The organism is Microcoleus sp. B4-D4 (assembly GCF_036705185.1).
Lineage (GTDB): Bacteria > Cyanobacteriota > Cyanobacteriia > Cyanobacteriales > Microcoleaceae > Microcoleus.
Genome location: NZ_JAUBTX010000007.1, coordinates 212,696 through 236,048 on the forward strand (window position 1 = coordinate 212,696; position 23,353 = coordinate 236,048).

Genomic DNA, 23,353 nt, shown 5'->3' on the forward strand with positions numbered 1-23,353 from the left:
GGTTTAATCATTCCGATGCCACCGGAATAGATGTCAGAACAGAAATGCAATAAAATTCATGTTTCGGAATAGATATCAGAACAGAAATGTAAGAAAATTCATGTTTTAAGCACTTAAAAACGTCCTGTTAGCGAAAAAGTTGTTATAGTCCAATACGCTTGGGTTAGCCCTTTCAGACGAATTCCATTTCACGAATTTTTAGGATATACAGACTTGTGAAAGGAAGTCAGATTGTTCTTACTTGAACCGTATTGTGTTATAGTTCACTCGTGAACACAGAGACACTATTTGTAAGGTGTTTGTAGGTGCTCTTCGGTGCAGTTGGCCACAAATACTGTAAAATTTGCTGTCTTGCGTAAGTCCTATATTTGTTAATACCTTGCATTTCCACTTCCCCTTTCCCTTTGTTCAATGGGAGAGCACAGCCGTGCCAAGAGTAACAGCTAGCCCCAAAGCGATTAACATCAGAAAAATTTGCTGCTTTCGCTTGTGAAACAGTCGAATTAAAAACCACGTTCCCACCAAAAAAGAGCTAATGAACAGCGCCACCTTAATACTCCAACTAGCATTTAAAGTAATGCCGGAGCCGACCGAGTTGCTGATGCCATTGCTGTCACCAGAATTAGCTTGGCAATTGTCGCTGGTATTGTGGTTATAAACCTCTCGAACTTTTTCCCCGTACTGTTTGAGAGAGTAGCCACCTAAAATGTTGGAATAGCTGGCATCAATTTTACTGCCAGAACCCCCAAAGTGTTTCTGTGCTACTCGCTCAATTAAGCGATCGCCCTTGAACACCTGCCCAGTTTTAGGGTCAATTTCCTGTTGGCTGCTGACTAAGTTCTCAGCTAGAGAATTTTGCAAGAGTTTATCCTGAACAGCAGGAGGAAAATATTGGAAGAGTTCCTCTCTTGTAGGTTTTTGGCCTTTGTTGACGTTCAGGAGAAAGTTAGCCCCCCCTGGAATTGAACTGACAGCACGCTGCACGTCTTCCCGGTAGCTCATCAACTGATAGCGACCGATCGCCCGCCCGCAGTTGCGAGATCCTTCAGTACAAACCATCTCACCGATCGCTTCGTAGTCACCACTACCTGCACTTTCCAAATTGGCGATTCCTTCGGAAAGCTTTGCTAACGCCTCCCCTAATGAAGCCACATCCACACCGCTAACGTAAGTTGCGGGGCGCGCGCACTCTCGCTTGAATTCAGGTAGAGGCTGAGCTGGCAAAGCGTTTTTTTTAGCTTGATTTGAACTCAGCGGTTTTGAAGGTTTTGTTTCAGATACCACGCCTTTTGAACGCGAAATACTGTTAGAAGAACCGCCCTCCAATCGACCGACAAACATAGGCGAATTAACGCTGTAACTGAGAAACGGAACCGGGCCAATAATGTAAGGCGATTTGCCGCATGGCAAACTAAACCTGAAGTACAGAGCCGTGTCAACAGTATCGCTGGTTTCTGACGGTTCCATTACCACTACTTTAAAGACTTCCCCAAAAGGATGCCGGCCCGTCGGTTCCCAACCGCTCAAACAGCCAGAACCGCCTCGCACTTCCTGGTATTTGCCACTAATCCACTGCTTGCCTTCTAGTGGCCCTGTGGCGCGGCGACCGGCGTTTTCCATATCGTCGAGTTCGATATAAGCGCAATCTTTCTCGCACGCTACCGCAAATCCTTCTACATCAGAACCGGAAATTGTGTTATTGCGCTTGCTCTCGTACCGACTGTAAATCATGTCAATTCGCATAACTGCGCTGCCAATGGACGCAATAGGAACCGGAAAACTAGAAAGCGGGACTTGACTGAGCAGCGGAATATTGCTGATGAGTTCCTCTGACCAGCCAGAGAACTGTTCTAAATTTACGCTATTAAGGTTGGGGATTTGGGCGATCGCAAACTCAGATAGGTCAATTTGGTTAAGTTTTGCCTGCGCTAGTTGCGGTACTTGTTTTACAGCTTGACCAATTGGCAATTGGCTGATGTTAGGGTTCACTCCGGCTATTTGAGAAGATAAAGAAGCAATTGGAGGAACATCGCTCAATTGAAATTGGCCCAGATTCGGAACAATTTCAGCCAAGTGACCGACTGTTTGCTTACCCGCTAAGGGAAATGCTGACAAGCTGATATTCTCTAAATTGATATCCCCTAATGCCAATTGTTCAATTGCTTGCAAAGACAGAATTTCAGGTTTTACATCGTTAATGTCACCCAGCTTCAAGATGTTGTCAACAGTAGTGTCGGCTTGCCAGCTTCGACCGCCAGAACTTCCAGAACTAGCAACGGCGGGCAGGGAACTAAAGGTAATCTGGCTCCAATCTGGCAGCAAAACTCTAGATTGTTCTTTTTCCCAAATTTTAGTAGGTAAGGAACTAGCGCTAGCAATTGATGGAAAGCTTAAGAAAGTAATGCAGATGAAAGCACAAATTAGGCAGAGTGTACTGGCAGCTATTAAAGCCGAGCCTACCTGGCTTATTTTTTTTAACTGCTTTGGACTGTTCATGGGAATCCTATTGATGTTAACTAAAATTAGGCAAAAAAAACTGCTCTATTCTTTCTAATTTGGAAAAACTTTCAACTGTTTTTAAAACATTACGAAAAATAGAGCAGTATTGCAGAAATTACCCATCAGCTAAATCCCTCTCCCCCTCTCTCCCCCTCTCTCCCCCTCTCTCCCTCTCGCCCTCTCTACCTTTCTCCCTCTTTTCCTCTCCATTTTAGGAATTACCCAAAAACCCGGTTTTTCTATGTAATTCCGTCATTTTAGGTTGAGGATGAGAACGAGAAACTGGGTTTTTTAGGTTGATGCGTCCTGGACTGCATTTCTCCATCTTCGCTTTTTTCTTTAATCAAGCTCCAGCTCAAGCTGTGGATTCGGGCGGACTGCTGAATCTGTCCAAGGAGTATCTGCTAGGTTGGACAAGTCATACACATTTTCTTGGTAAGCGTTGTCAAAATTACCTTGACGAACTTCTTTAGATGACGAGTAACCGACAGTCAAATCCGGTGTCGATTCGTAACCAGAGTTGTTATAGCCGGAATTAGGTTCAATCGATGAATTATGCATGGTTTTTATGAGTTTATGTGGTGAACAATTCCAATTTAAATCGCATCTAGTTCCTGCAACTTCATTCCTATGAGCGATTTTGTTCAGTAAAAATTACCCCCTCCACATGGAGGGGGCAGCTCTATGAAAGTTACCTAACGGCTCTCAGCACTGGGCTATTCTACGAAGTCGAGAAAAATGTCTTTTAAGAAAGTGACAAAGTGCGATCGCGCACTAAATTCTCTGATTTGTCAGTAATCGCGGTGTAAGAAACCGAATTCTAACCCGAGAGCGCGTTTCATCTAATAAAATTAATGCCCCTGATTCAATCTCTGACTCAAATTTATGCAACACTTCCACAATTAAACTCTCTCTATTGGCAGGCAGTACGCCTTGAATACGCACTTGCATTACAAGGAGTTAGCCGCGACTGAAAATGTCTTCTATGTCCCGTGAACCATGCAGAACACGAATTACATCTATTCCATTTTCAATTTCCCGGTAGAACACCACATAGTTCCCAATCGGAAAGCTGTGCAACCCAGCTAACAGTTCCTCACGCCTTCTGCCCAATCCTGGATTACGTGCCAAGGTTTGCAGTTTTCCTTCAACGCGATCTAAAAACTCGTCAGCCCGATCTAAACTATCATCAGCGATGTAGTCCCAAATATCTAGCAAATCCAGTTCAGCACGCGGGCGTTTAACGATCGTGGCCATTACTGCGGTTTCCTCCGCCGACGCTGCCGCGCTTTTGCCTTGATTGCTGGCATATCCAAGGGAGTTGCTTCACCGCTGTCTAGCCCTAGCTGAATTTCCTGCCGCAATTCCTGCAAGCGAGTTTGCTGGAATTGTTCCCGTTCTTTCAACAGGCGCAACCCTTCACGGATTACCTCGCTAGCAGAATAATACAGTCCGCTTGAGACTTTCTCCTGGACATACTGCTCTAACTCTGGTGTCAAAGACACGTTCATGCCTGAGTCCTCCTGTAATTTGGGCTATTCCATTTTCGCCTTAATAACAGGGAATAGCAATCGTTGTTATTATTGTACTAAAAAACTCGCTCTTGTATACAAGCGAGTTGAGCAATTTCTCAAGTAACTCTCGCGATCGATCGAAATGAACCAATAGACATCTCCAAAAATGAATCTGAAACCCTTATCCTGCTTAGACTTATCTGTAATTTATGGAGATGTATAATCATGCCCCAAGTGGGTTTCCAACTAATCCGAATTTACAATGATTACCTACAGTTGACCTGGAGAGATCAATCGTACCCAATATTTTGAGCAAGTTCATTTTTCCAACCGCGATCGCGCTCGCATCGCTGAAAACTTTTTGTGATCGTGCAATGAAACTGCTAACTGCACAAGACATACTCCAGCGTTACTCAGAATACCGGACATATTCTGCATTTTTTATTAATTGTTCATTAAGTCCAAGCAAATCACTTGGTTTGGTGCGAGAACACCTCCGACTTTGATTACTTGCAGCTCTCCGGTTTCGTCGGGATATTGTCCTTTAACTTGAGCAATTGCTGCATCTAAACTAGATGCCTGAGCAATATACACCTTCTCAAGAGCACTTAGTACCCAAATAGGTTTGGGCCACTTATGTCGAGGTTGGAGAATTGAATAGTGAATCACTTGACCAGTGTACTGAACAATTTGCTCGATCGCAGTTTCCGAACAAAACTCCCCCAATTCTGACTCAATACATTGTTTGAGTTCTTTCGCAGGAATTTGCTCAAAAACTGATTCTAAGAGCATTAATGTCGGTCTTGTCTGCTCTAATTGAGTGTGTTCCTGCACGACTAATGACTCTACGAAACGACTCACCTGGTTAATGATTGAGTCAAAATCTAGCTCCATCAATAAATGACCTAAATACTCCCTTAACAAATTTCTTAGCTTTTCATCAGAGATATTGATACCGCAGGTTTTCAGATAAACTGAAGGTTTATTACCCAAATTCCGACCGCAGCCAACTTCTCCATTAGCTGCATCTTCTGCTTCTATCAGTTCCATCAAGTGCGGATAACTGGTTGTATCATCTATTGTGGATTGGGGCTGGGAGGGAATTGAGTTACTCATCTGTCTGTCCTTAATGTTTCAAAGTAATTAAGATTGTCGGGTTCTTCAGGATCTGGACCGCAGTCTAGCAACCCCACTTTCAACTTTCTGTGACATCTCTCCGACAGCCAAGGACGGAGCTTCTAAGAATCACTTCTTAGATTTCCTAGTTATTCCCTTACGGGGTTTCGACTTTGACCTAGATTGAGACATCTCAACCCCTGGCAAACCGTCTGCATAGGCGCTTTGGATTCCCGACTGTCCATCGGTACTAATCAGAGTTATTCCTCTATTTCTGATGACTTGACTGCTAGCCACATCTCGATCTGTTGTGTATCCACAACTAGGACAACAATGAACTCTAACACTCAAATCCTTTCTCACCTCCGCACCACACTCAGGACACTCCTGAGAAGTCCCCCTGGCGCTCACTTCACCAAAGAATTTGCCACGCTTCCAACACACGTATTTGGTGATAGTTCGGAACTGTCCAAATCCAGCATCAAGCATCTGTTTCCCGAACATCCCTTTGGCAATAATTCGGTAATCCAAGTCTTCCATGAAGACCATATCACCTGCCCCGCAAAGGGCATGAGCTTGTTTGAAGTGAAAATCTTTACGGGTATTATCAATTGCGTGGTGAATTCTAGCAACTTTAATGCGCTGTTTCTCGTAATTTTTAGACTGCTTCTTTTTCCGAGTAAGTCTGCGTTGCAGCAATTTCAGCTTGCGGAGCATAACTTTCAAGAACTTGGGCGGTTTTACGATCACCCCGTCACTGGTTGCTAAAAACTTTTCAAGCCCAACATCTACTCCAATCGGATGACCTTGTGGCATTGGATTGGGAACACTGACATCACATTGGATGTTGATAGAAGCGTACCAAATATCCGCTTTATTAATTATTCGGACTTGCTTTACTACAAACCCCTGTGGGATTGGGCGATGCAGGTTAATTGGAATCAACCCCAATTTTGGTAAGGCAATATGTACGACCGTCACAGGATTCTGCTTGAACTGGGGAAACAACAAAGATTTGAATTGCCTAAACTTCTTGAATCGAGGGAAGCCATGCCCAATTTTTTGAAATCCCTCCCATGCTCGGTGTAATTGCTTGAGCGCTTGCTGCAACACTTGGCTTGGTACTTCACCCAATCGGGGAAATACTTTTTTGGCACTTGGCAAAGCATTAAGCTGTTTTACTTCGTTAGGGAAGGTTAACTCAGCAGGCATGATGTATTCATGACTGATGGAGCATCTGTCAACCTGGCATTTCCGGCTATTGCACCAGTCCTTAATTTCCCGCAGCCCATAGTTATAGGCAACACGACAAATATCCATCCACTCTTTCAGCGCTTGCTTTTGATTGATATTCGGATAGATTCGATAGCTGTAATTCATGGTTAACATTCCACTATTTTAACATATATCGATATTCTTTCACTATTTTTATGAACGGAACTAATTATGAAACCTAATCCGCTAAACAAACAGAAAATATCAACCGCTATGCCAACTTTTTTGACCTCCGATAAACTTAAGATAGCTCAGTTGAATGTTACACTTAAAACTCCTTACCAATTGATCGATACTGCTTTCAATCTTGAAACAGCCCTTCAACCATTCCAACAAGCAAAAATCATCGGTATAGACTGCGAAACAACAGGGCTTGACCCCTACAAAGCCAAAATTAGATTGTTACAACTTGCCATTCCTGACCATCCAGTAATCATTGTAGATTTATGGGCAATTGAACCGAGTTCCCTCGAACCATTACGCTTGCTCCTAGCCAGTCCTGCACTGAAGGTAGGTCACAACCTCAAATTTGAATGGCAAATGCTCGCTTTTGCCGGACTGGAACCATCCAAACCTTTTTTCGATACCTATTTAGCTTACCGAGTGCTGACGGCTGGACTAAAATGCCATTTGTCTCTAGAGGCTGTCACTGAGAATTTGTTGAAACTAAAGCTAGACAAAACGCAGCAAGTTAGCGATTGGTCGGGAAATTTAACACTCGCTCAACTGCAATATGCTGCTACCGATGCTGCAATTTTACTCCCGCTGGCTGCTGCTTTGCAACAAAAATTGAAAGCTTCTAAGCTTTGGAAAACTGCTTTATTAGAGTTTGCTTGTCTGCCTGCGGTGGCTTCTATGGAACTCAACGGAATGCTTTTAGATAGAGAACAGTGGAGAGTTTTGGGAGTGAAGCTCTGTCATCAACGCGACTCTCTTTTAAAACTAATTAATTCGCAACTCCATCGACCTAACCCTCACCAACAAATCTCTCTGCTGCCCGAATTTACGGATATAATTAATCCTCGCTCTCCCAAGCAAGTCTTAGCCGCTTTGCAAGAAAAAGGCATTCCTGTTACTTCCACCAACTCTCAACATTTAATTCCTTTGCAAGGCGAGTATCCCGTTATTCAAGCACTGTTAGAATACCGCAGTTTGTCGGCTCGTATCGATACTTTTGCTTTGGTTTTACCTGAACGCATTCACCCGATTACAGGGCGCATTCATCCCAATTGGTTTCAGATTGGTGCTAGGTCAGGACGGTTTAGTTGTCGAGAGCCAAATTTAACGAATATCCCCAGAGATAAGGAAACCCGACAGTGTTTTAAAGTAGCACCCGGTTGTGTCCTGCTGAAAGCCGATTACAGCCAGATTGAACTGCGGATTATGGCGAAGGTTTCGGGCGATCGCACGATGGTGAAAGCCTACTCTCAAGGTGAAGATTTGCACTCTCTGACCGCTTCTTTGGTGCTGGCAAAACCCTTATCGGAAATTACTCTCGAAGACAGACAGCTCGGTAAAATTATTAACTTCGGTTTAATTTATGGCATGGGAGCACAGAAATTTAAGAATATGGCTCAAGCAGAGCATGGAGTCACTTTAACGCTGCAACAAGCTTCACACTTTCGTAAGAAGTTCTTTGAATCCTATACAGGTATCAAACAATTTCACGCCAAAGTTCGGAGCGCCTGGAGCCGAGGTCTTCGAGAAAGTCGCACTGTCTTAGGCAGAAGGAGATTATGGTCAAAAGATACTAAACCGCTGCTTAACGAAATGCTAAATAACCCTATTCAAGGGATGAGCGCTGACATTACTAAACTCGCTCTTGCTCTACTTTTTCTGCCTCTGAGCAGCACTGGTGGTAAACTGATTTGTGTCGTTCACGATGAAATTTTAATAGAGTGTCCTCTTGAAGAAGTGAGGCCAGTTAAAGCCTTGCTTAAAAAATGTATGGTGAGAGCCGGGAATAAGTTTCTCTCTCCGATTCCTTGCGAGGTAGAAATTAAGGTGATGGAAAGTTGGGGAGGATAAACCCGCCCGACCCCACGAAAAATCCCCTGATTGACATTGCTGCAAGATATCAGGGAGATCGAACTTGATATATAGCGGTTCTCAAAAAAGTGAGGTATGCGTGCGATGCCTATGCCCTATGCCCTATGCCCTATGCCCTATGCCCTATGCCCTATGCCCCATGCCCTATGCGTACCTCATGTTAGTGAGAAAGGCTATAAGTGATTCAAACCTAGCAGTTGGCTCTCGCCTGAGCCGGCTCAGGCTGCTGAATGATGAAACCGCAGCGACATAAAGATGAACCGAATCACGAAGATGCCCGCCACGATCCAAGTTCCCCCAGACACTTCCTTGGCTCTACCTTGGCAGGTTTTCACAATCGGATAGGCAATAAATCCGATCGACAACCCTTCCGCGATCGAATAAGTCAATGGAATCAGAAATATCGTCAGAAACGCTGGAATCACTTCCGACATATCATCCCAGGGAATTTCTTTGAGCTCGGCTAACATCATCGCGCCCACAATCACCAACGTCGGCGTTGTTGCAAAAGCCGGAATCGCTTTAAACACCGGAATAAAAAACAGCGACAGCGCAAATAATCCAGCTATAACTAAAGCAGTAAATCCAGTTCTACCGCCTTCGGCAACACCTGCAACTGATTCAACATAAGTCGTCACGCTCGACGTACCAAATATCGGACTGATTGTGTTGCCAATAGCATCTGCCATCAGTGCTTTATTGGCACGCGGCAACTCGCCATCCGGGCCGATATAACCTGCCCGCATTCCCACACCAGTTAACGTCCCGATGGTGTCAAAAATATCCACAAACAGAAACACAAACAGCACTGCAATCCAGTCAATAAAATTCTCGGAGTTCAGATTAGCAATTCCCAGAAATGCTTGACCAAAAATGTCTTTTGGCAGTTCTGGTAGCGCAAAAAATCCTTGAGGTGGGGGTGAAACTTTGAACAGCCAAGCCCAAATTGCAGTTCCAAAAATTCCAAATACTAACGCACCTCTGACGCCCCGCACCACCAATCCGGCTGTCATCGCTAAACCCGCCACAGCCAGTAGCGTGTTCGGTTCTGCTAAACTGCCAAACGCCGTTTTTGTGGCTGGATTTGCTACAATCAATCCGGCTCCTCCATTAGCAACATCTCCTGACATCCCGATGTAGGCAATAAACAAGCCAATCCCGCCTGCGGTTGCGTGCTTGAGCGACTTTGGAATTGCCGCGATCAATAACTTACGTACATCCGTCAGCGTCAGAAGCATAAAAATTAACCCCTGAACAAACACGCACGACAGCGCTAACCGCCAATCGATTTTCAGTCCGATGACAACTGAGAAAGCGAAAAAGGCATTCGTTCCCATTCCAGGCGCGAGCCCGAACGGATAGTTTGCTAAAATTGCCATGCAGAAGGTTCCAATTGCCGACGACACAGCGGTTGCTACAGCTAATTGCGAAAACAAATCTCCGGGCTGTTGTAGAAAAATCGCGTTTGACAGAATAATCGGATTGACGACTAAGATATATCCCATCGTCATGAACGTGGTGATTCCCGCGATCGTCTCTGTTTTGAAATTGGTTCTGTAGAAATCAAACTGAAAGAACTCTGCCAGTGCTGCTTGCCAACCTGTGTAGGATTGCTTTGGTGGAATTGGTTTTTGAAATTCTAAATCAGCGCTCATGGTTTGGATCTCCGAAATTTAATTGAGATAGGAGTTAGGCGGTAAACGATCGTCCTAGATGCAATGCCGCCAATCCTTTGCGATAGGCGATCGAGCTTTTATCCCCGGCAATGTGGACTTCATCTTGCAGCGCGCGAGGTAAATCTTCGGGATACTGTTCTTCAACAATGTCCTTATCTTCGCCAAACACTTGATGGTTAAAGTCCAGCGTGTCTTTCCGCGGTGCATCTTTGTCAAAATTGCGGCCTCTGGGCACTACCCAAGTGCGTTTTGCGGGCCCAAACCGGACAGGCAGCATTCAGGATGTGTAACTGCCCGTTCCCAAAGGTAACGCTTAACTTCGCTGTGAACGGCAGCCACACTTCAAACAATCGACGCCACTTAAACCCAGGCGGACTCAGATGTTTTAGATTGTGCCGATAGTTGCTCACAGTGCTGACATCATCAGCGCGAAACCCGTGCGGTAGTCGCCGGGCGGGATAATCTGGCACTTCTGGATTTTCGCCCTCGCCAAAGGATTCGGTGTGAACAAACGTAAAATGACTCGCATCCCGAAAGCCTTCGACTTGACGACTTGCGGCAGCTTCGTGAGCCACGCTGGCTGGCAGAACCTGAATATAGTCTGGATCGTTACATTCATGAAAGTATGGAACCTGAATATAGTCTGGATCGTTCCATTCCTGAAAGTATGGAAAATGCACTGAACCTTTACCCACGAGCCTTACCCACACTAAACCATAGCGTTCGGTGACAGCGTAAGTCGTCAATTTCAGCCGATCGGAAATTGCGACATCCGGTTGAGCGGGAATACGGGTGCATTGACCGCTTTTGTCGTAGCCGACGCTGTGATATTTGCATTGGAGTTCATCGTTCTCAACCCATCCCAAACTCAGAGGAACACCGCGATGCAAACACAAATCCCGTGCTGCAACGATCGAGCTATCGGAATGTCGAAACAGCACGAGACGTTCATCGAGTAGCTTTGCAGCAAATGGTCGATCCGTGACTTCATGCGAGAACGCGATCGGATACCAAAACGGCGCAAGGGCTTTCCCATCAGTTTCACTAAAGGTGCAGTTTCGAGGCAATACAAACGCAGAATTGCACGATCGTTCTTGTGTAGTGTGCATAATCCTGTATACGAAATACCGCTGAAGCTTAAGATATTAGAAAGCTTACTTCTGTACGATTTACTACATACCCCTCTTTTGTCAGTTTCGGCAGAAAATAATCTGGGATGGTTATATCATAAGACTTTTACCAAAAACCTTGATTTCAGCCATTCTGTTAGAAAATAAATGCTCAAATCCTTAATATATCTACAGTTGAAAATTTGGTGGTCATTTTTAATTTCCCAGAGTGACAAAAGAGGGATAATTATCACTGTTAGTAACCAAGCGGCAAATATCGTTGGCAAGTTATCAAAATGCGCTATTGCCATGCTGCACCAAGCTGAATATAGCGTTATCAGGCAAGAGGGAGAGCGCGGCTACACAACCAATGCTTTAACTGTACCGCTTGAACCAGAAACAGGTTTAACTTGGCAGGGAGTAAAACTATGCCTTGAAAATTGCGGCTACCGCGTCCAAGTTAAGTCTTAGATTACTTATACAATAAGCCGTGCATCTGGTTAATAACAAATGCACGGCTTATTATTTCCCAGACAGTCCTGGACGCAACGCCACCACCACAAACGGGGGGATTGCCCGCTATTTCAGGCTTATTCAGAGGCTGGGCGTAAGTCCTGCTATAGAAAGTGCCATAAAACTTTTGCGCTAATTCTATCAACAGTCAAAACTTTTTGGCTCACCAACAAACCCATGCTATTGCTGTGAATAATACACTCAAGTTTTATCGTAAGCAGGTGGCTGATACTCGAATAATTCTTGCTCTGCCGCCGCAAATTTAGACTGATCGCCCCCAGAAGCAGGCCGAGCAAAGGACGCTTTGTTGCGAATCCCCTGGATATCTTCAGAAGAACGCTCAGACGATAGCACAAATTGAGTTCTCTGATAACGCAGATCGGTCAATTCAATTTTACCAGGTCGCGCTTCACAATAAGCTCGTTCGGCACAGCGTTTAACTGCGATCGCAATTTCAGCACTCGTTGCTCCGGCATAATCAGATAGTAGCGAATACCACTCTCTGTCGCTCCAAAGATTCTCTTTTCCTTCCCCAAACTGCTCTGGGAAATACTTAGCTAAGTGCAAATTGAAAATCTCATAGCGAGCGCCGCTGTGTGGCAAATCCACAAACCAGATTCCGCCGTCGTCAAATCTGCGGATAAGTTCAGCCGGCAGCATTTCTAAGCGGTTTACAGTAGCTAACATTAACACGGGGCTTTCATGCTCCTGCATCCATGTGAGCAATTTCTGCGACAGCCGTCTAGCTACACCGCCATCAGCATTTGATTCCCAGCCAGAAAAACCCTTGTCAAAATCGTCAAAAAACAACACGCAGCCGCCCAAATTATCGGCTGTATCCAGCATTTTGCTGAGAGCGCGATCGGGATTAGAGGAACCTAGAATATTGCCCCAACTTGCTGCTAAAAGCGCATAACCTAGCTTCTTAGCAGCTAGCTTTGCACTCAAACTTTTGCCCGTCCCCGGCGGCCCCCACAGCAGCATTCCTTTGGGAGGTCTGAGGTGATATTTCTTGGCATCAGCTTCTGACAGCTTTACGACTTCGCTCAAATAAGCGTCTAATAAATCTAAACCGCCAGCATGAGGCACGTCTGGAGAAGCAATGAACTCCAACCCCTGGTCTCGAAGTTGCGATATTTTATGCTCCAATACCAACTGTGCGATTTGGACAACTGAAGCGGTCACAGAGAGCGATCGATCTAACACTAATTCTATTTCAGCCTGTGGCAGCCCTAGACTAGAAACAGCCAGCCGTTTTTTAGCAGCTACCGCATCTGAACCAAAATCAAGGGAACAATTGCGATCGCAAAACTTATCTACAAGAACTTCGACTTCAAAGCGATCGGGTAACGGACATTTTAGCAGAGGAATTAATGGACTTAGCTTTGATGGCAGTTGGATGTACTCGCCCAGCAGTACCCAATATTGGTTGGCCCAACGCCCTTTCAGCTCAAAGAATGCGTTAGCCAATTGAGAATAACGGCGGACAAGAGGCTGTTCGCTACTGCCTGACTCCAAAATATCCTCTAACAAAAAGATACCGGGGCAGTCATTTTCCAGCAGAAATTGCAGGACATCACTCTCGACAGATAGCTCAGTTTTGCAGAGGACGCATTCACTATTATACATCTGAGGAAAAGTATCTGAAACGCTTGTCCTGCCTGAATAACAACCTAAAATTGGGAGATGTTTATCGAAACACTGCACCTGTTGAAGAGTTGACTGCACTTGTTGAAGAGTTGACTGCACCTGTTGAATAGTTGCATAACCGGGATTCCAATAATAAACAGGTAAAGAACACTCATTAGCGTACTGATGAAATGATGACAAGATTGTTTGGCGATCGGCACTGTAATATTCGATAGCCACAATTGGAGTTTGAATAACTCTTAAATTAGACAAATTATTGAAAACTTTCATGCGTTATATACAACTAAATACAGGAGATTTAACATAATAATTTAACTAACGTAATTAAAATTTAACTTCCTGCTAATGAGCGAAATACGCCCCCTCAACTGGAGGGGGTAATTGTGCCTAACGGCACTCATTAATTGATGTTATGCAAGTTAAATTGTCAATCATGGCTACAACTAAAAAACAAACCGCAGCCACTCCAAATCGCTCTCAGTCACCAGTGCCTGCTAAATCTAAATCGCCCGAAAAGCAGAACAGTAAAACAGTCGGCAGTAACAATGGAGCCAAATCAAAACCTCAACCTAACCTTAGCTCCGAGCAACTTGCTGTCGAGCTAGTCAAACAAATTCGCAATACAATTCATAAGAAGTACGGTGTGACAATTCAGCGTCGCGATAGCCGTATTTCGACAAAGGTTGGCCACGCAATTCGCGAAAAACTGGGATTGGATATTCAAGCTCAGTTGAACAAGCGCAACGGCAATGGCAATGGTAAAAAGTTCGACTGGCAAGATTGGAACAATACTGTGTTTCCCAAGCTAGTTGGCCGGCCCGATGAACTCAAGTATGATGTCGAAGTTGTTGCCTTAGCAATGAGCCAACTTTACGATACAATTGCTGACAACCCGCAAGCTGCCATTGCCGATTTAATGGAGTTCAATGCTCAAAGCTTAAAGCGTCGCAATGAGTTAGCTAAATCCTCTGAAGAAGATACTGAAGAACTCGATGAGGATGACGAACTTGATGATGATGATGAAATTGATGACATACTCGATGAAATTGATGAGGAGGACGAAGACTCCGAAGGCGATGACGATGAGGATGACGACGATGATGACGATGATGAGGATGATTTTAGTCTAGACGAAGACGAGGAATTTGAGGAAGACGACGAATAATCGCTAAAGTTTGATTAGAAAGCTCTGCTGAAAAAGCAGAGCATTTTTTTGCCTCTATCGAGGCTTTTTCCACGAATTGCGATTCATTTAACAAGGGGAGGGGGAGGGGGAAGGGGAAGGAACGGAAAGGGTAGAAAAACTTGGGACAAGGGTAGAAAAACTTTAGTAAAATCGCGTCATTACTAAAAAAATTATGGGTCTTCATTACCTGGTATGCTAATCTCGGCTTATTTACCGTCAAACCATTGCCCGGAAAGCCAAAAATGGCTAAAAAATCTAACAATAATAGATTTTAGGCTCAATCCCTTGCCAGCTAACGATATGAGCGCAAATCAGCATACTAAGTAATGAAGAGCCAAAATTATCCTTCCCCTTCCCCTTCCCCTTCATTTCAGGGTAATGATTGTCGTCACCGTCCGAATCAGGACGCTCTGAGAAGCAGACCCAACAAATTCACAATCAAGGAAATTTTGACCTTGGTTGTGAATTGGATTTTACCCACCCACCCACCCACTAATTTTTTTGAATTAATTGTAATTAGCAGACTGTCGTCGCTTTAGTTGTGAAGAAAAAACACGCTTGAGGGTTAATCATGGCTAATCGCAAATCCGCTCCAACTCCGATGCAGAAGCAATTTGCAGAAACTCTTGAAGAACAGCGCTTCGAGATGTTTTTGCACGTTGCCCGCGAGTTAACGGGACGTGCCAAACAACGACAGTTGCAGAAAGGTAAAGCTCTTGACTGGGAAGCGTTCAATACTTGGTTTAACAAGCAATATGAAAGCTACTCGGCTGACGAGATGCTTGAAGAAATCTTGAGCAACGTTTACTGGCTTTCATCTGAGCAAGCAGTGATTGACTTGCACTTCCGTTATATCGAATCGGCAGTCAAAGCTTCTCATAAGAAAAAGGCAACTGACGATAATGAAGAGATTGATGATTTTGTCAAGTAATCAATGACGACCCCCGATAAAGGGGATAAAATCCTGCTCCAAGCAGGATTTTATTTGCCCACCCACCGCACCAGTTACCTTTGCGATATTTGCGATCGCATTATCAGAAGACTTTAGTAAGGTTTTGATATTAAACGCGAGCGCGTTTGAGAGATGTTCCACTTGCAATTTATAATCATGTATCAACCTATTCAGCATTTTCTCACCCTCGCAATTGAAACTGTGGTAATTTTTGGTTACGGTGGTTTAATTGTTCACTATATCGCTACGCTGTTAGCATCGAAGCGGATGAATCCTTCTGAAAAACTCTCAGCAGAACTTGCCCCAGATTTTGTGCCTCTTCTCCATGAAATTGCTTCCTTTCCTGCTGTTGCAGAAGAATGTGCAGCAACTCCAGAACCCACAGAAGAACAGCGCCTCACATCTTCGCTACAAGTTCAAGCCGAATTTGCTTCTAATATTCAACTCGATACCGGCACATTGAATCGGTCTTTCATTCAAGTCGATAGCCTCACTCTCCGACAATGCCGCACTGTTATTCGAGCGCTCAATTCCACTGTCCCACGAAGTGAGCATATTCGCCTTAAAATTAACAAAAAAGATGTACCTGCTGATTCGTTAAAATTTCAAATCAAGAAGCACTTTGAGCATCGACCGCAGCAAGTTGTCTCCCTAATTAAGCAAATTTTGAGAGCTAGTTAGAATGCTCGGAGAATCAACGACTAAATTAGTGTTCTTTTTCAAAAAAACTTCTGGTAACGAGTTGATAGAAAGTTTTCTCGATCTAACTCTCCCTTTCCAGATCGGGCGATTAGTTACTTTTTTCACCGCCAAGGGGAATCAGACCCCTGCCAATCTGTTCGATCAATTCGTTGAGGCTCAATCCTCGTTCAATGGCGATCACACCGCACGAATTTCCTCCATCCTACCGACGTTACCTGGATATAAGCTACATAGCAGAATATCTGCCGGCAGCGAAGATTTTTTGTGCGGTTAATTGCAAGTCGGGAAAGATTGATGAAATAAGCCGATCGTCATTTTGTTGAAACAACTGTTTTTGATACTCGTCTTCTCGCAGCGTACAAATTGTAACTGTCGGCTGTTTGGGTTTGCCAATATATTCTCTGCCACCAATGCCCAAATAGTCAACAATCCAATACTCAGGCACTCCAAGCAGGGCATAATCTTCAACTTTGCGAGCGTAATCGTTCTGCCAGTTGGTGCTAACGACTTCAGCAATCAGTTTAATTGAGGAACCTGATGTAATTACAGGTTCTTGTTGCCACAAAGGTTCATTAATTAGTCGAGTTTGGTCTAATACAAGCACATCGGGGCGAAAGGCTGTTGCTGTTCCTAATAGTTTGATGAGACAGCGAGGAGGGATAAGGTAGGGTAAATCCAGGGGGTCAATTTCTACATTTAGTTTTCGTCCCAAAAACCCGGAGACTTGTTCGTGGGGCCCTGTTGGTTCCATTTGGGTTAATTCACCATCAATTAGTTCGTAACAATCGCTGTCGCCGTAGTTGGTAATAAATTCATCAACAGTTATAAGTTTTGGAGGTGATTGAACCATTATATTTATTTATTCCTGATAAATTTACACGGAAAGATTCCGCAAATTTTAACATTGTTACCGATAAAAACCCCGTTATTACTATTAATAAAACTTTTAGTAACGAGTTGATAGAAAGTTTTTTTATCTAACCTCCCTTTCCATATCTGGCGATTAGTTACTTTTTTCACCAGTGTCAAGGGGAATCAGACCCCTGCCAATCTGTTCTATCAATTCGTTGAGACTCAATCCGCGTTCAATGGCGATCGCGCGAATTCCTTCCCATCCTACCGACGTAACCTGGATATTTCTTTGCTTCTTGGGTTCTTCATAGCGAGGTTGTCCCCCAGAGCGGTTGAGGTTGGCTAATGAGTTGGGATGGGGATGGATTCCTTTCCTAGGTGGCATAGCGTCGATAGCATTTCCTTTTTTTAACTATCTTCGCATTTTCTGGAGGATTCTCGACGATAACTATGTTAGTGTTGAATAGTTCAAGGAAATTTCTGCCCGCGCTTCGCCGCTTGCGGAGCACAGGAGTCAGCGCGGGCGAGCCTTGCATTCAACAAACTCGCCAGGAATGCGTCAAATGCAATCAGAAGCAGACGATCGGGAGCCGCAAGCGTTAATTGTTTTGCCGGGGGGTATTGGAGGGTGTACCTCCTGTGCTGCGAAACAACTGCGAATCGACCCCGAATTTCAATCTCTCAATCCTCCCCTGAGTAAAGACGAAAAAGCCGCCCTGCAAGCGAGCATTCTGGAGGAAGGATGCCGCGATCCGTTAGTAGTCTGGGCCGAGGAAAAGCTTCTCATCGACGGGCACAACAGGTTCGCCATCTGTACCGCGCACGGCATACCATACAAAATTGTAGAGATGTCTTTTGACAGTCGGAATGCAGTCAAGGTCTGGACGATCGCCAACCAACTGGGACGGCGCAGCTTGACGCCAGAATCCGTTAGCTACCTGCGCGGCACCTGGTACGAGCTGACCAAGGAATCTCACGGGGGCAAGCGTTCGGCAAACTGTCAAAATGACAGTTTGACAGACAAAATATCGCCAGATAGAGCAAGCTGTCAAAATGGCAGCTTGACAGACAAAACAATGCCAGATGAGGCAAGCTGTCAAAATAACCACTTGACAGACAAAATATCGCCAGATAGAGCAAGCTGTCAAAATGGCAGCTTGACAGACAAAACAGCACGAGAGTTAGGAGAACGGTTCAAAGCTTCCCCCAGAACGATTTACCGGGATGCCCAATTTACTCGAGCTGTGGATGCTCTCAGTTTTATTGGAGGAGACGAAGTGAAGTGGAAAATACTGAATCGCTCTGCTGGGCTGACCAAGAAGCAGGTCATCGCTTTGGCAAACGACACTCGCAGCAATCCGGCTCAGGTTGCCAAAACTTTACAGGGGCGCGACAAAAAAGTAAAACCTGAAGGCGAACCTAAGATCGCCCACCACCTGACGCTTAAAATTGGTTCCTTGGTGGAAGTGTACGCGCCCGATCGCCAAGACGTTAACGGCCGATTGGGGCGCATTCAGTCAGTGGGCGAGAAAACAGCTACCGTGTGGATGCGACACATCCCTACCGTTACCATGCACTTGCATACCTTCAAACACTCAGCTCTCACCGCCCGGCCGCTCGAAAATCAACCGGGACTTCAAGAAATTTGCGATCGCACTGGCCGACTTCACCAATTAGGAAATCTAGATCCGTTTGAAGTCGAAATTCTGAACTTGTTAGAAAGAGCAACGGTTCTTACTCCCACCGAATTGCAGTATTTAAAACAGATTGAGAACAGAGACAAGCTTGATTGAGTGCCTCACAACTATTGTTGCTTTTGCCAACAGCAAGAACTTCGGAAATTTTAGTTGATTCAGTTGACAATTCAAACACAGATTCAATCAATTTTTGTTGAGCTGCTAATTGTTGCAGTGAATAACAAGCTATTGCTCGCACTCGCTCAGGAGACTTGCTAGCATTTTTGGCAGCAAACGGTCCCCAGAAAGCACTCAGTACAATCTTAATCTGTTCCGATATTGGGTATGTTTGACTCATCAAACAGTAATCCCAAACCATCTCATCGAATGGGTCGTTTAGTGCAACTAAAACACCCGATATTTGCGACTGCACTTGCTTCTGATTTTGGTCAGGTAACGGCTGATTGTTCAAATTGGCAATCATAGATTTCTCCTGTTAACTACCAGCCGGGAAGTCCCTCGGTATATTCACAGGGGACATATCTGAGCGCTGCGAAGTACCCCGTTGGGAATTACCGAGCGTGATGAAAGGCTCGTCGGATGGAGGAACGGAAGCCGACAATTAGACTTGCCTACTATGAATCAATCTTCGGGAGTATCTTAATTTTCGATGTTCTTTCCAGTGCTAAAATAGTAATTTGATGTTGCATTTTAAACGTACATAAATTATACTATGCAAAGGTCGAAAATAGGAAGTTTAGAAATGCAACTAACTTACAAATACCGCCTCAAACCCACAAAAGCCCAACTAACGACGATAGTGACTCACTTAGAACTTTGTCGCCGACAGTACAACTACCGACTCGGTGAAAGATTTAGATGGTGGGAAGCCACGAGAACGCCCATCAATGCCTGCCCCTTGATTGTTTCGATAGTCCCAATTGAGGAGATTTATAAAAATATTCCTTTGACGAGAGTCCAAACTAGAGACGGCAGGAAAAAGGATAAATCAGGCAATCCTTTGACTAGGAAAGGTGATGTTTTCTCGAACATTGAAGGCGGATTTGTACAGTGGCAGACGATACAACTGGCTGACCTAAAAAACACAAAAAAACTGTTTCCTGATTACAAAGTGTTGGATTCTCAGGTTTTGCAAGATGTCGTCAACAGAGTTGAAACTTCTTTTTCAAACTTTACTACGCCCGACAAGAATGGCAATCGTAGAGGTAAGCCCAAGTTCAAGGGTCTTCACTACTACAAGTCTTTCACATACCCTCAACTAGATAATTTACACATTGTTAAGGATGAACAAAACAGAATTTGTATTGACCTAGCAAAGATAGGTCAAGTGCCGATGGTGTTCCATCGCTCAATACCAACAGGGTTCAAAGTTAAGACGGGCAGTGTTATCAGAGAAGCGGATGGGTGGTACATTTCCTTGACGCTAGAAGATAAGACGGTTCCCGTAACGGTTGCAGAAATTCAACCGACGGTCGAAAATACTGTTGGTATAGATTTGGGAATCACTAATTACGTCTATCTTTCTAATGGTGAAAGAGTGGAAAACCCTAGATTCTTGAGGAAGTCGGCTGAAAAATTAGCAAGGCTTCAAGCGAAATTAGCTGGTAGAATAAAGGGTTCTAAGCCTTGGAAGATTATCAAGGACAAGGTTTCTAAACTCCATCAGTTCGTGGCTAGATCCCGATTAAATTTTCAATTTAAAACGGCACATGAGTTATTCGACAAGTGTAATGTTTTAGTTGTTGAAGATTTGAGTGTTAAAAATCTGACTAGACGTGCCAAGCCTAAAACTGATATTGAGAATGGTAATTTGGTTTATTTGCCGAACGGTCAGTCAGCTAAAAGTGGCTTGAATAAATCCATGCTTGATGCTGCTCATGGGCAATTCGCCAGCGTCCTAAAATATGTCGCCTGGAAATTGGGTAAAAGCATTTTGTTTGTCTCTCCAATAGGAACTTCCCAGCATTGCTGGAACTGCCTCAACAAAGTTCCGAAAGAATTGTCGGAACGGTGGCATTCTTGTCAGTGTGGAGAGTCTTTGGATCGAGATGAAAACTCAGCCAAACTTATTAGAAAGATTGGTCTTAGTTACGAAAGTGGCGGGGGAACTCCGTCACTCAAAAAAGCCTTTGAAAAAAAGGAAAAAGAAGCCTGCGGTCTAACTGTACCCAGTTGACCGTCAGGTTAGTTCACGCTAACTTATTTACATCCCATTCGCGACTTTAGTATTTGCCCTCAAGGAACAAACTTTCGTTCTTGAGGGGAGCGAATCCACAAAGTACAAAATCCTTTTTGTGCAGGTTTACCCTCTACTGTCAGCGTCACCCCCAATCGATTTATCTCAGTTTCACACAATTTTTTGTCACCTTTCTCGCTCAACAAAGCTTGATTCCAGCTCATAAGTTGGCGAGCATATTTCCCTTCATTGCTTGTTGCCCACTGAATTGTATCCGCGTTCTTGCGAGCAAACTGACCCTCTTTGCTCAGCCCCCATTCGAGCGCTACGGCTTGTTCTAAAGTGAGCTGGCGTGGCCCTTTTGGGTCGAGTTCAGGCGCTGGAATGAACCGGGGCACAGCTAACCCGATAAAAGCCCCGATCGCCATTGCCCCTAACACTACCCCGCTCCCAAAAATTACCGACCAAATATCGTGAGCAACTTTCTCTAAAGCTGCTTGTCGCACTAGGGTGTAAACTGAGTTAGAAATGTGGCGATGTTGCACCTTAACAGCCGCTTTTCCCTGCCGTTCTAAAAACTCTCTGCTTTCTTTTTCCCAATTTTCAGTAAGCTGGCGAACTTGTTCCAATTCTTGAGAGATGACAGCTTGAGAATCTTTCAAATCACCTTGCCATTGAGATTGCCAATTCTTGAAAAACTGGTCAATCTCTTGCGGTTTTTTTTCTAACAGCAGTTCGAGTTGACCTGTCGCCAGCAATACGATAAAAAGCGGGTCATTTTTATTGAGGCCATATCGGTAAGCTGTCTGAATGACATGAGAGCGAAATTTGGAGTCTTTTCCCTTGAGTACCTCGCTGATTAGTGACTCAGTATCTCTCTCGTACATGGGAGGGGCCGATAAAGGATCTCGGTTCAGAGCTTCTCTTTCCCTCGAATCATCGTCTATGAGTTCCCAAAACTCCTCTTCATTTAGCTTACTCCCATTTGATTTCAACTTTTCTTCTACTGCATCTTCTGGGGCTGTATCTGGAGAATCGGGCAAACTTTGCGAATTGTCAGCGGATTGTATGGAGTTATTTTTGGCATTATTAAGTCTGCCCTGTTCCCTTGGCGTTTCCAATATCTCGCCAAACTCTTCAGAGTCAACTTCGGAAAGTTTTTCTAAAAGTCGATCGGACATTTAACCTCCTACCTAATCAGAATCCTAATATTTATGCTGTAAGACTTACGCAGTCTCGACGCTTTTTATGGGTTTGAGATTCTTCGTAACACTTGTCAATAGACAGAATTATGTTGCCATGCGTAAGTCCTGTGCTGTTCAGCATCGCGTATTCTATAGAACCCATTTGACATCTATTGCTGTTGCCACAAGCCTTATTACAGATAAATTTCAGCTTTTTTGTTGCCATCCCCACCTGATTTCTCGTCTTGTGGCTATTAAGTTATGCCAGACGGATGATTTGTCTGCTTTATTGTTCAAAAAAAGAGATTAAATGGGTTCTATAGTACGATATCCTTTTCTGGAAATTACAGCCTACTGAGAGTTTACAAACTATTGCTAATTTCGTTGCTCATTCTCTGTCTGCATTTATTTCCTCATTATTTTTTAGTTCGTGTCTATCACTTCTTTTTTATTGCGATTGGGTACGTTGTTAAACAAACCTACATCTTCTATGAGACGGAAACAGTCTTCCAGAAAAGTATGCAATCGCTGCTGACTAATCAAGAAGAATTCAGAGTGTTTCATTGCTTGAGAAAATGACAACCGCTTCGTATCAATAAACTTGCGCTCTCTTGCACTAAGAGCCGGCAAATCTACGACAGGAATTCGGTAATTATTAATGAGCTTGTTCATTTCCTTATGGCTTTGTACGTGCGACCAATCTTTGCACACTCCAAAATTGCGGACAAAAATGTGATTGAGCTGACCTTCAAAGTAGTTGAAAGAGTCAATAAACATTTCAATACTGTCCGTAGTGCCCCCGCAAATAAACCACTTGCATACATCAACTCCTGACTGCTCTTTAAAATCAGGAGAAGTTAAATTAGCTTCGTCAATCCATTTGTTGATAATGCTGTAAACCCGAGCTGGTAAATTGACAATCACAGGAGTTTCTACTGCTGTTTCAAAAATAATATCGATATCGAAAAACTTCTCTTCATCTTCAACTAAAGCTACGATTTTTGCATTGTACTCAGGATAGCGCTGCTGCACGTCAGGATTTTGAAAATCACCATCAATTAACGTGTACAGCAGTTCATACTTTTGATTGAATTCAACCAGAATCCGAGTTAGCATCGACTTGCCAACGCCACCTTTCTCGCCATCAACCAAGTGAATCATGTTAGTCATTTCATTCCTCCTTGCTGGATGTCTATTCAAGAC

The 23,353-nt window shown here is 44.1% G+C and carries 22 protein-coding genes; 7 read left to right on the forward strand and 15 right to left on the reverse strand.

Going from position 1 to position 23,353, the window contains the following annotated elements:
- Window positions 1-408: 408 nt before the first annotated feature.
- From QUB13_RS09190 to QUB13_RS09215, 6 genes are all read right to left on the reverse strand, one after another.
- Window positions 409-2,496: a hypothetical protein gene (locus QUB13_RS09190; RefSeq protein WP_333380213.1), complete on the reverse strand. Its 2,088-nt coding sequence runs from the start codon at window positions 2,494-2,496 to the stop codon at window positions 409-411.
- Between the two features lie 342 nt (window positions 2,497-2,838).
- Complete coding sequence (locus QUB13_RS09195) at window positions 2,839-3,060, reverse strand: hypothetical protein (protein ID WP_333263986.1); 222 nt, start codon at window positions 3,058-3,060, stop codon at window positions 2,839-2,841.
- Window positions 3,061-3,459: 399 nt separating this feature from the next.
- Entirely contained in the window at window positions 3,460-3,756 is a 297-nt protein-coding gene (locus tag QUB13_RS09200) for a type II toxin-antitoxin system RelE/ParE family toxin (RefSeq protein ID WP_333058482.1), read from the reverse strand.
- Window positions 3,756-4,010, reverse strand: coding sequence for a type II toxin-antitoxin system ParD family antitoxin (locus QUB13_RS09205; RefSeq protein WP_333058483.1), 255 nt, complete (start codon window positions 4,008-4,010; stop codon window positions 3,756-3,758). Before QUB13_RS09205 ends, QUB13_RS09200 begins: the two co-directional genes overlap by 1 nt.
- Window positions 4,011-4,457: 447 nt before the next feature.
- Window positions 4,458-5,129 (reverse strand): hypothetical protein, encoded by a 672-nt coding sequence (locus QUB13_RS09210; RefSeq protein ID WP_333380214.1) that lies wholly within the window; start codon window positions 5,127-5,129, stop codon window positions 4,458-4,460.
- Window positions 5,130-5,258: 129 nt separating this feature from the next.
- Window positions 5,259-6,509, reverse strand: coding sequence for an RNA-guided endonuclease InsQ/TnpB family protein (locus QUB13_RS09215; protein WP_333380215.1), 1,251 nt, complete (start codon window positions 6,507-6,509; stop codon window positions 5,259-5,261).
- Window positions 6,510-6,617: 108 nt separating this feature from the next.
- Between QUB13_RS09215 and QUB13_RS09220 the strand changes: the two genes are divergently transcribed.
- Window positions 6,618-8,432 carry a bifunctional 3'-5' exonuclease/DNA polymerase gene (locus QUB13_RS09220; protein ID WP_333380217.1) on the forward strand — a complete coding sequence of 605 codons (1,815 nt, stop codon included), beginning with the start codon at window positions 6,618-6,620 and terminating at the stop codon, window positions 8,430-8,432.
- Between the two features lie 239 nt (window positions 8,433-8,671).
- Here QUB13_RS09220 and QUB13_RS09225 read toward each other — a convergent pair whose 3' ends face one another.
- Genes QUB13_RS09225 through QUB13_RS09235 form a run of 3 tightly spaced genes read right to left on the reverse strand, consistent with a single transcriptional unit; the run spans window position 8,672 to window position 11,238 of the window.
- A complete protein-coding gene (locus tag QUB13_RS09225) occupies window positions 8,672-10,108 on the reverse strand; it encodes an NCS2 family permease (protein WP_333249255.1) in 1,437 nt (478 codons plus the stop codon).
- A 34-nt stretch (window positions 10,109-10,142) separates the two neighbouring features.
- Window positions 10,143-10,364, reverse strand: a complete 222-nt coding sequence (locus QUB13_RS09230) for a hypothetical protein (protein WP_333380218.1) — start codon at window positions 10,362-10,364, stop codon at window positions 10,143-10,145.
- Window positions 10,342-11,238 (reverse strand): Rieske 2Fe-2S domain-containing protein, encoded by an 897-nt coding sequence (locus QUB13_RS09235; RefSeq protein WP_333380219.1) that lies wholly within the window; start codon window positions 11,236-11,238, stop codon window positions 10,342-10,344. The genes QUB13_RS09230 and QUB13_RS09235 overlap by 23 nt, the downstream gene beginning before the upstream one ends.
- Before the next feature lie 168 nt (window positions 11,239-11,406).
- Here QUB13_RS09235 and QUB13_RS09240 point away from each other — a divergent pair, with 168 nt between their 5' ends.
- Window positions 11,407-11,709 (forward strand): hypothetical protein, encoded by a 303-nt coding sequence (locus QUB13_RS09240; RefSeq protein ID WP_333380221.1) that lies wholly within the window; start codon window positions 11,407-11,409, stop codon window positions 11,707-11,709.
- A 243-nt stretch (window positions 11,710-11,952) separates the two neighbouring features.
- Here the strand turns inward: QUB13_RS09240 and QUB13_RS09245 are convergent, their stop codons facing one another.
- Window positions 11,953-13,671 carry an ATP-binding protein gene (locus QUB13_RS09245; protein WP_333380222.1) on the reverse strand — a complete coding sequence of 573 codons (1,719 nt, stop codon included), beginning with the start codon at window positions 13,669-13,671 and terminating at the stop codon, window positions 11,953-11,955.
- A 163-nt stretch (window positions 13,672-13,834) separates the two neighbouring features.
- Here QUB13_RS09245 and QUB13_RS09250 point away from each other — a divergent pair, with 163 nt between their 5' ends.
- The 3 genes from QUB13_RS09250 (at window position 13,835) to QUB13_RS09260 (ending at window position 16,220) form a co-directional block, all read left to right on the forward strand.
- Window positions 13,835-14,566: a hypothetical protein gene (locus tag QUB13_RS09250; protein ID WP_333380224.1), complete on the forward strand. Its 732-nt coding sequence runs from the start codon at window positions 13,835-13,837 to the stop codon at window positions 14,564-14,566.
- 592 nt (window positions 14,567-15,158) lie between these two features.
- The gene (locus QUB13_RS09255) at window positions 15,159-15,518 is read left to right on the forward strand and encodes a hypothetical protein (RefSeq protein WP_333380226.1); all 360 of its coding nucleotides are present in this window, start codon (window positions 15,159-15,161) and stop codon (window positions 15,516-15,518) included.
- Between the two features lie 177 nt (window positions 15,519-15,695).
- A complete protein-coding gene (locus QUB13_RS09260; protein ID WP_333380228.1) occupies window positions 15,696-16,220 on the forward strand; it encodes a hypothetical protein in 525 nt (174 codons plus the stop codon).
- 247 nt (window positions 16,221-16,467) lie between these two features.
- Here QUB13_RS09260 and QUB13_RS09265 read toward each other — a convergent pair whose 3' ends face one another.
- The gene (locus QUB13_RS09265) at window positions 16,468-17,091 is read right to left on the reverse strand and encodes a Uma2 family endonuclease (RefSeq protein WP_333380229.1); all 624 of its coding nucleotides are present in this window, start codon (window positions 17,089-17,091) and stop codon (window positions 16,468-16,470) included.
- Between the two features lie 153 nt (window positions 17,092-17,244).
- The gene (locus QUB13_RS09270; protein ID WP_333281289.1) at window positions 17,245-17,478 is read right to left on the reverse strand and encodes a hypothetical protein; all 234 of its coding nucleotides are present in this window, start codon (window positions 17,476-17,478) and stop codon (window positions 17,245-17,247) included.
- Between the two features lie 178 nt (window positions 17,479-17,656).
- Here QUB13_RS09270 and QUB13_RS09275 point away from each other — a divergent pair, with 178 nt between their 5' ends.
- Window positions 17,657-18,886: a hypothetical protein gene (locus QUB13_RS09275; RefSeq protein WP_333380231.1), complete on the forward strand. Its 1,230-nt coding sequence runs from the start codon at window positions 17,657-17,659 to the stop codon at window positions 18,884-18,886.
- On the opposite strand, the gene QUB13_RS09280 is transcribed toward QUB13_RS09275, so the two are convergent.
- Window positions 18,828-19,253 (reverse strand): hypothetical protein, encoded by a 426-nt coding sequence (locus tag QUB13_RS09280; protein ID WP_333380233.1) that lies wholly within the window; start codon window positions 19,251-19,253, stop codon window positions 18,828-18,830. The two genes, QUB13_RS09275 and QUB13_RS09280, sit on opposite strands and share 59 nt — an antisense overlap.
- A gap of 279 nt (window positions 19,254-19,532) precedes the next feature.
- Here QUB13_RS09280 and QUB13_RS09285 point away from each other — a divergent pair, with 279 nt between their 5' ends.
- A complete protein-coding gene (locus QUB13_RS09285) occupies window positions 19,533-20,966 on the forward strand; it encodes an RNA-guided endonuclease InsQ/TnpB family protein (protein ID WP_333380235.1) in 1,434 nt (477 codons plus the stop codon).
- A gap of 59 nt (window positions 20,967-21,025) precedes the next feature.
- On the opposite strand, the gene QUB13_RS09290 is transcribed toward QUB13_RS09285, so the two are convergent.
- Together QUB13_RS09290 and QUB13_RS09295 are read right to left on the reverse strand one after the other, a co-directional pair.
- On the reverse strand, window positions 21,026-22,147 hold the full coding sequence (locus tag QUB13_RS09290; protein ID WP_333380236.1) for a DUF6753 family protein: 1,122 nt from the start codon (window positions 22,145-22,147) through the stop codon (window positions 21,026-21,028).
- A 426-nt stretch (window positions 22,148-22,573) separates the two neighbouring features.
- Entirely contained in the window at window positions 22,574-23,320 is a 747-nt protein-coding gene (locus tag QUB13_RS09295; RefSeq protein ID WP_333380238.1) for a mobilization protein MobD-like protein, read from the reverse strand.
- Window positions 23,321-23,353: the final 33 nt, after the last annotated feature.

Excerpts from the sequence above, each read along its gene's own strand:
- QUB13_RS09190 (WP_333380213.1), bottom strand. The coding sequence starts at position 2,496 with ATGAACAGTCCAAAGCAGTTAAAAAAAATAAGCCAGGTAGGCTCGGCT.
- QUB13_RS09195 (WP_333263986.1), bottom strand. The coding sequence starts at position 3,060 with ATGCATAATTCATCGATTGAACCTAATTCCGGCTATAACAACTCTGGT.
- QUB13_RS09200 (WP_333058482.1), bottom strand. The coding sequence starts at position 3,756 with ATGGCCACGATCGTTAAACGCCCGCGTGCTGAACTGGATTTGCTAGAT.
- QUB13_RS09205 (WP_333058483.1), bottom strand. The coding sequence starts at position 4,010 with ATGAACGTGTCTTTGACACCAGAGTTAGAGCAGTATGTCCAGGAGAAA.
- QUB13_RS09210 (WP_333380214.1), bottom strand. The coding sequence starts at position 5,129 with ATGAGTAACTCAATTCCCTCCCAGCCCCAATCCACAATAGATGATACA.
- QUB13_RS09215 (WP_333380215.1), bottom strand. The coding sequence starts at position 6,509 with ATGAATTACAGCTATCGAATCTATCCGAATATCAATCAAAAGCAAGCG.
- QUB13_RS09220 (WP_333380217.1), top strand. The coding sequence starts at position 6,618 with ATGCCAACTTTTTTGACCTCCGATAAACTTAAGATAGCTCAGTTGAAT.
- QUB13_RS09225 (WP_333249255.1), bottom strand. The coding sequence starts at position 10,108 with ATGAGCGCTGATTTAGAATTTCAAAAACCAATTCCACCAAAGCAATCC.
- QUB13_RS09235 (WP_333380219.1), bottom strand. The coding sequence starts at position 11,238 with ATGCACACTACACAAGAACGATCGTGCAATTCTGCGTTTGTATTGCCT.
- QUB13_RS09240 (WP_333380221.1), top strand. The coding sequence starts at position 11,407 with ATGCTCAAATCCTTAATATATCTACAGTTGAAAATTTGGTGGTCATTT.
- QUB13_RS09245 (WP_333380222.1), bottom strand. The coding sequence starts at position 13,671 with ATGAAAGTTTTCAATAATTTGTCTAATTTAAGAGTTATTCAAACTCCA.
- QUB13_RS09250 (WP_333380224.1), top strand. The coding sequence starts at position 13,835 with ATGGCTACAACTAAAAAACAAACCGCAGCCACTCCAAATCGCTCTCAG.
- QUB13_RS09255 (WP_333380226.1), top strand. The coding sequence starts at position 15,159 with ATGGCTAATCGCAAATCCGCTCCAACTCCGATGCAGAAGCAATTTGCA.
- QUB13_RS09260 (WP_333380228.1), top strand. The coding sequence starts at position 15,696 with ATGTATCAACCTATTCAGCATTTTCTCACCCTCGCAATTGAAACTGTG.
- QUB13_RS09265 (WP_333380229.1), bottom strand. The coding sequence starts at position 17,091 with ATGGTTCAATCACCTCCAAAACTTATAACTGTTGATGAATTTATTACC.
- QUB13_RS09270 (WP_333281289.1), bottom strand. The coding sequence starts at position 17,478 with ATGCCACCTAGGAAAGGAATCCATCCCCATCCCAACTCATTAGCCAAC.
- QUB13_RS09275 (WP_333380231.1), top strand. The coding sequence starts at position 17,657 with ATGCAATCAGAAGCAGACGATCGGGAGCCGCAAGCGTTAATTGTTTTG.
- QUB13_RS09280 (WP_333380233.1), bottom strand. The coding sequence starts at position 19,253 with ATGATTGCCAATTTGAACAATCAGCCGTTACCTGACCAAAATCAGAAG.
- QUB13_RS09285 (WP_333380235.1), top strand. The coding sequence starts at position 19,533 with ATGCAACTAACTTACAAATACCGCCTCAAACCCACAAAAGCCCAACTA.
- QUB13_RS09290 (WP_333380236.1), bottom strand. The coding sequence starts at position 22,147 with ATGTCCGATCGACTTTTAGAAAAACTTTCCGAAGTTGACTCTGAAGAG.
- QUB13_RS09295 (WP_333380238.1), bottom strand. The coding sequence starts at position 23,320 with ATGACTAACATGATTCACTTGGTTGATGGCGAGAAAGGTGGCGTTGGC.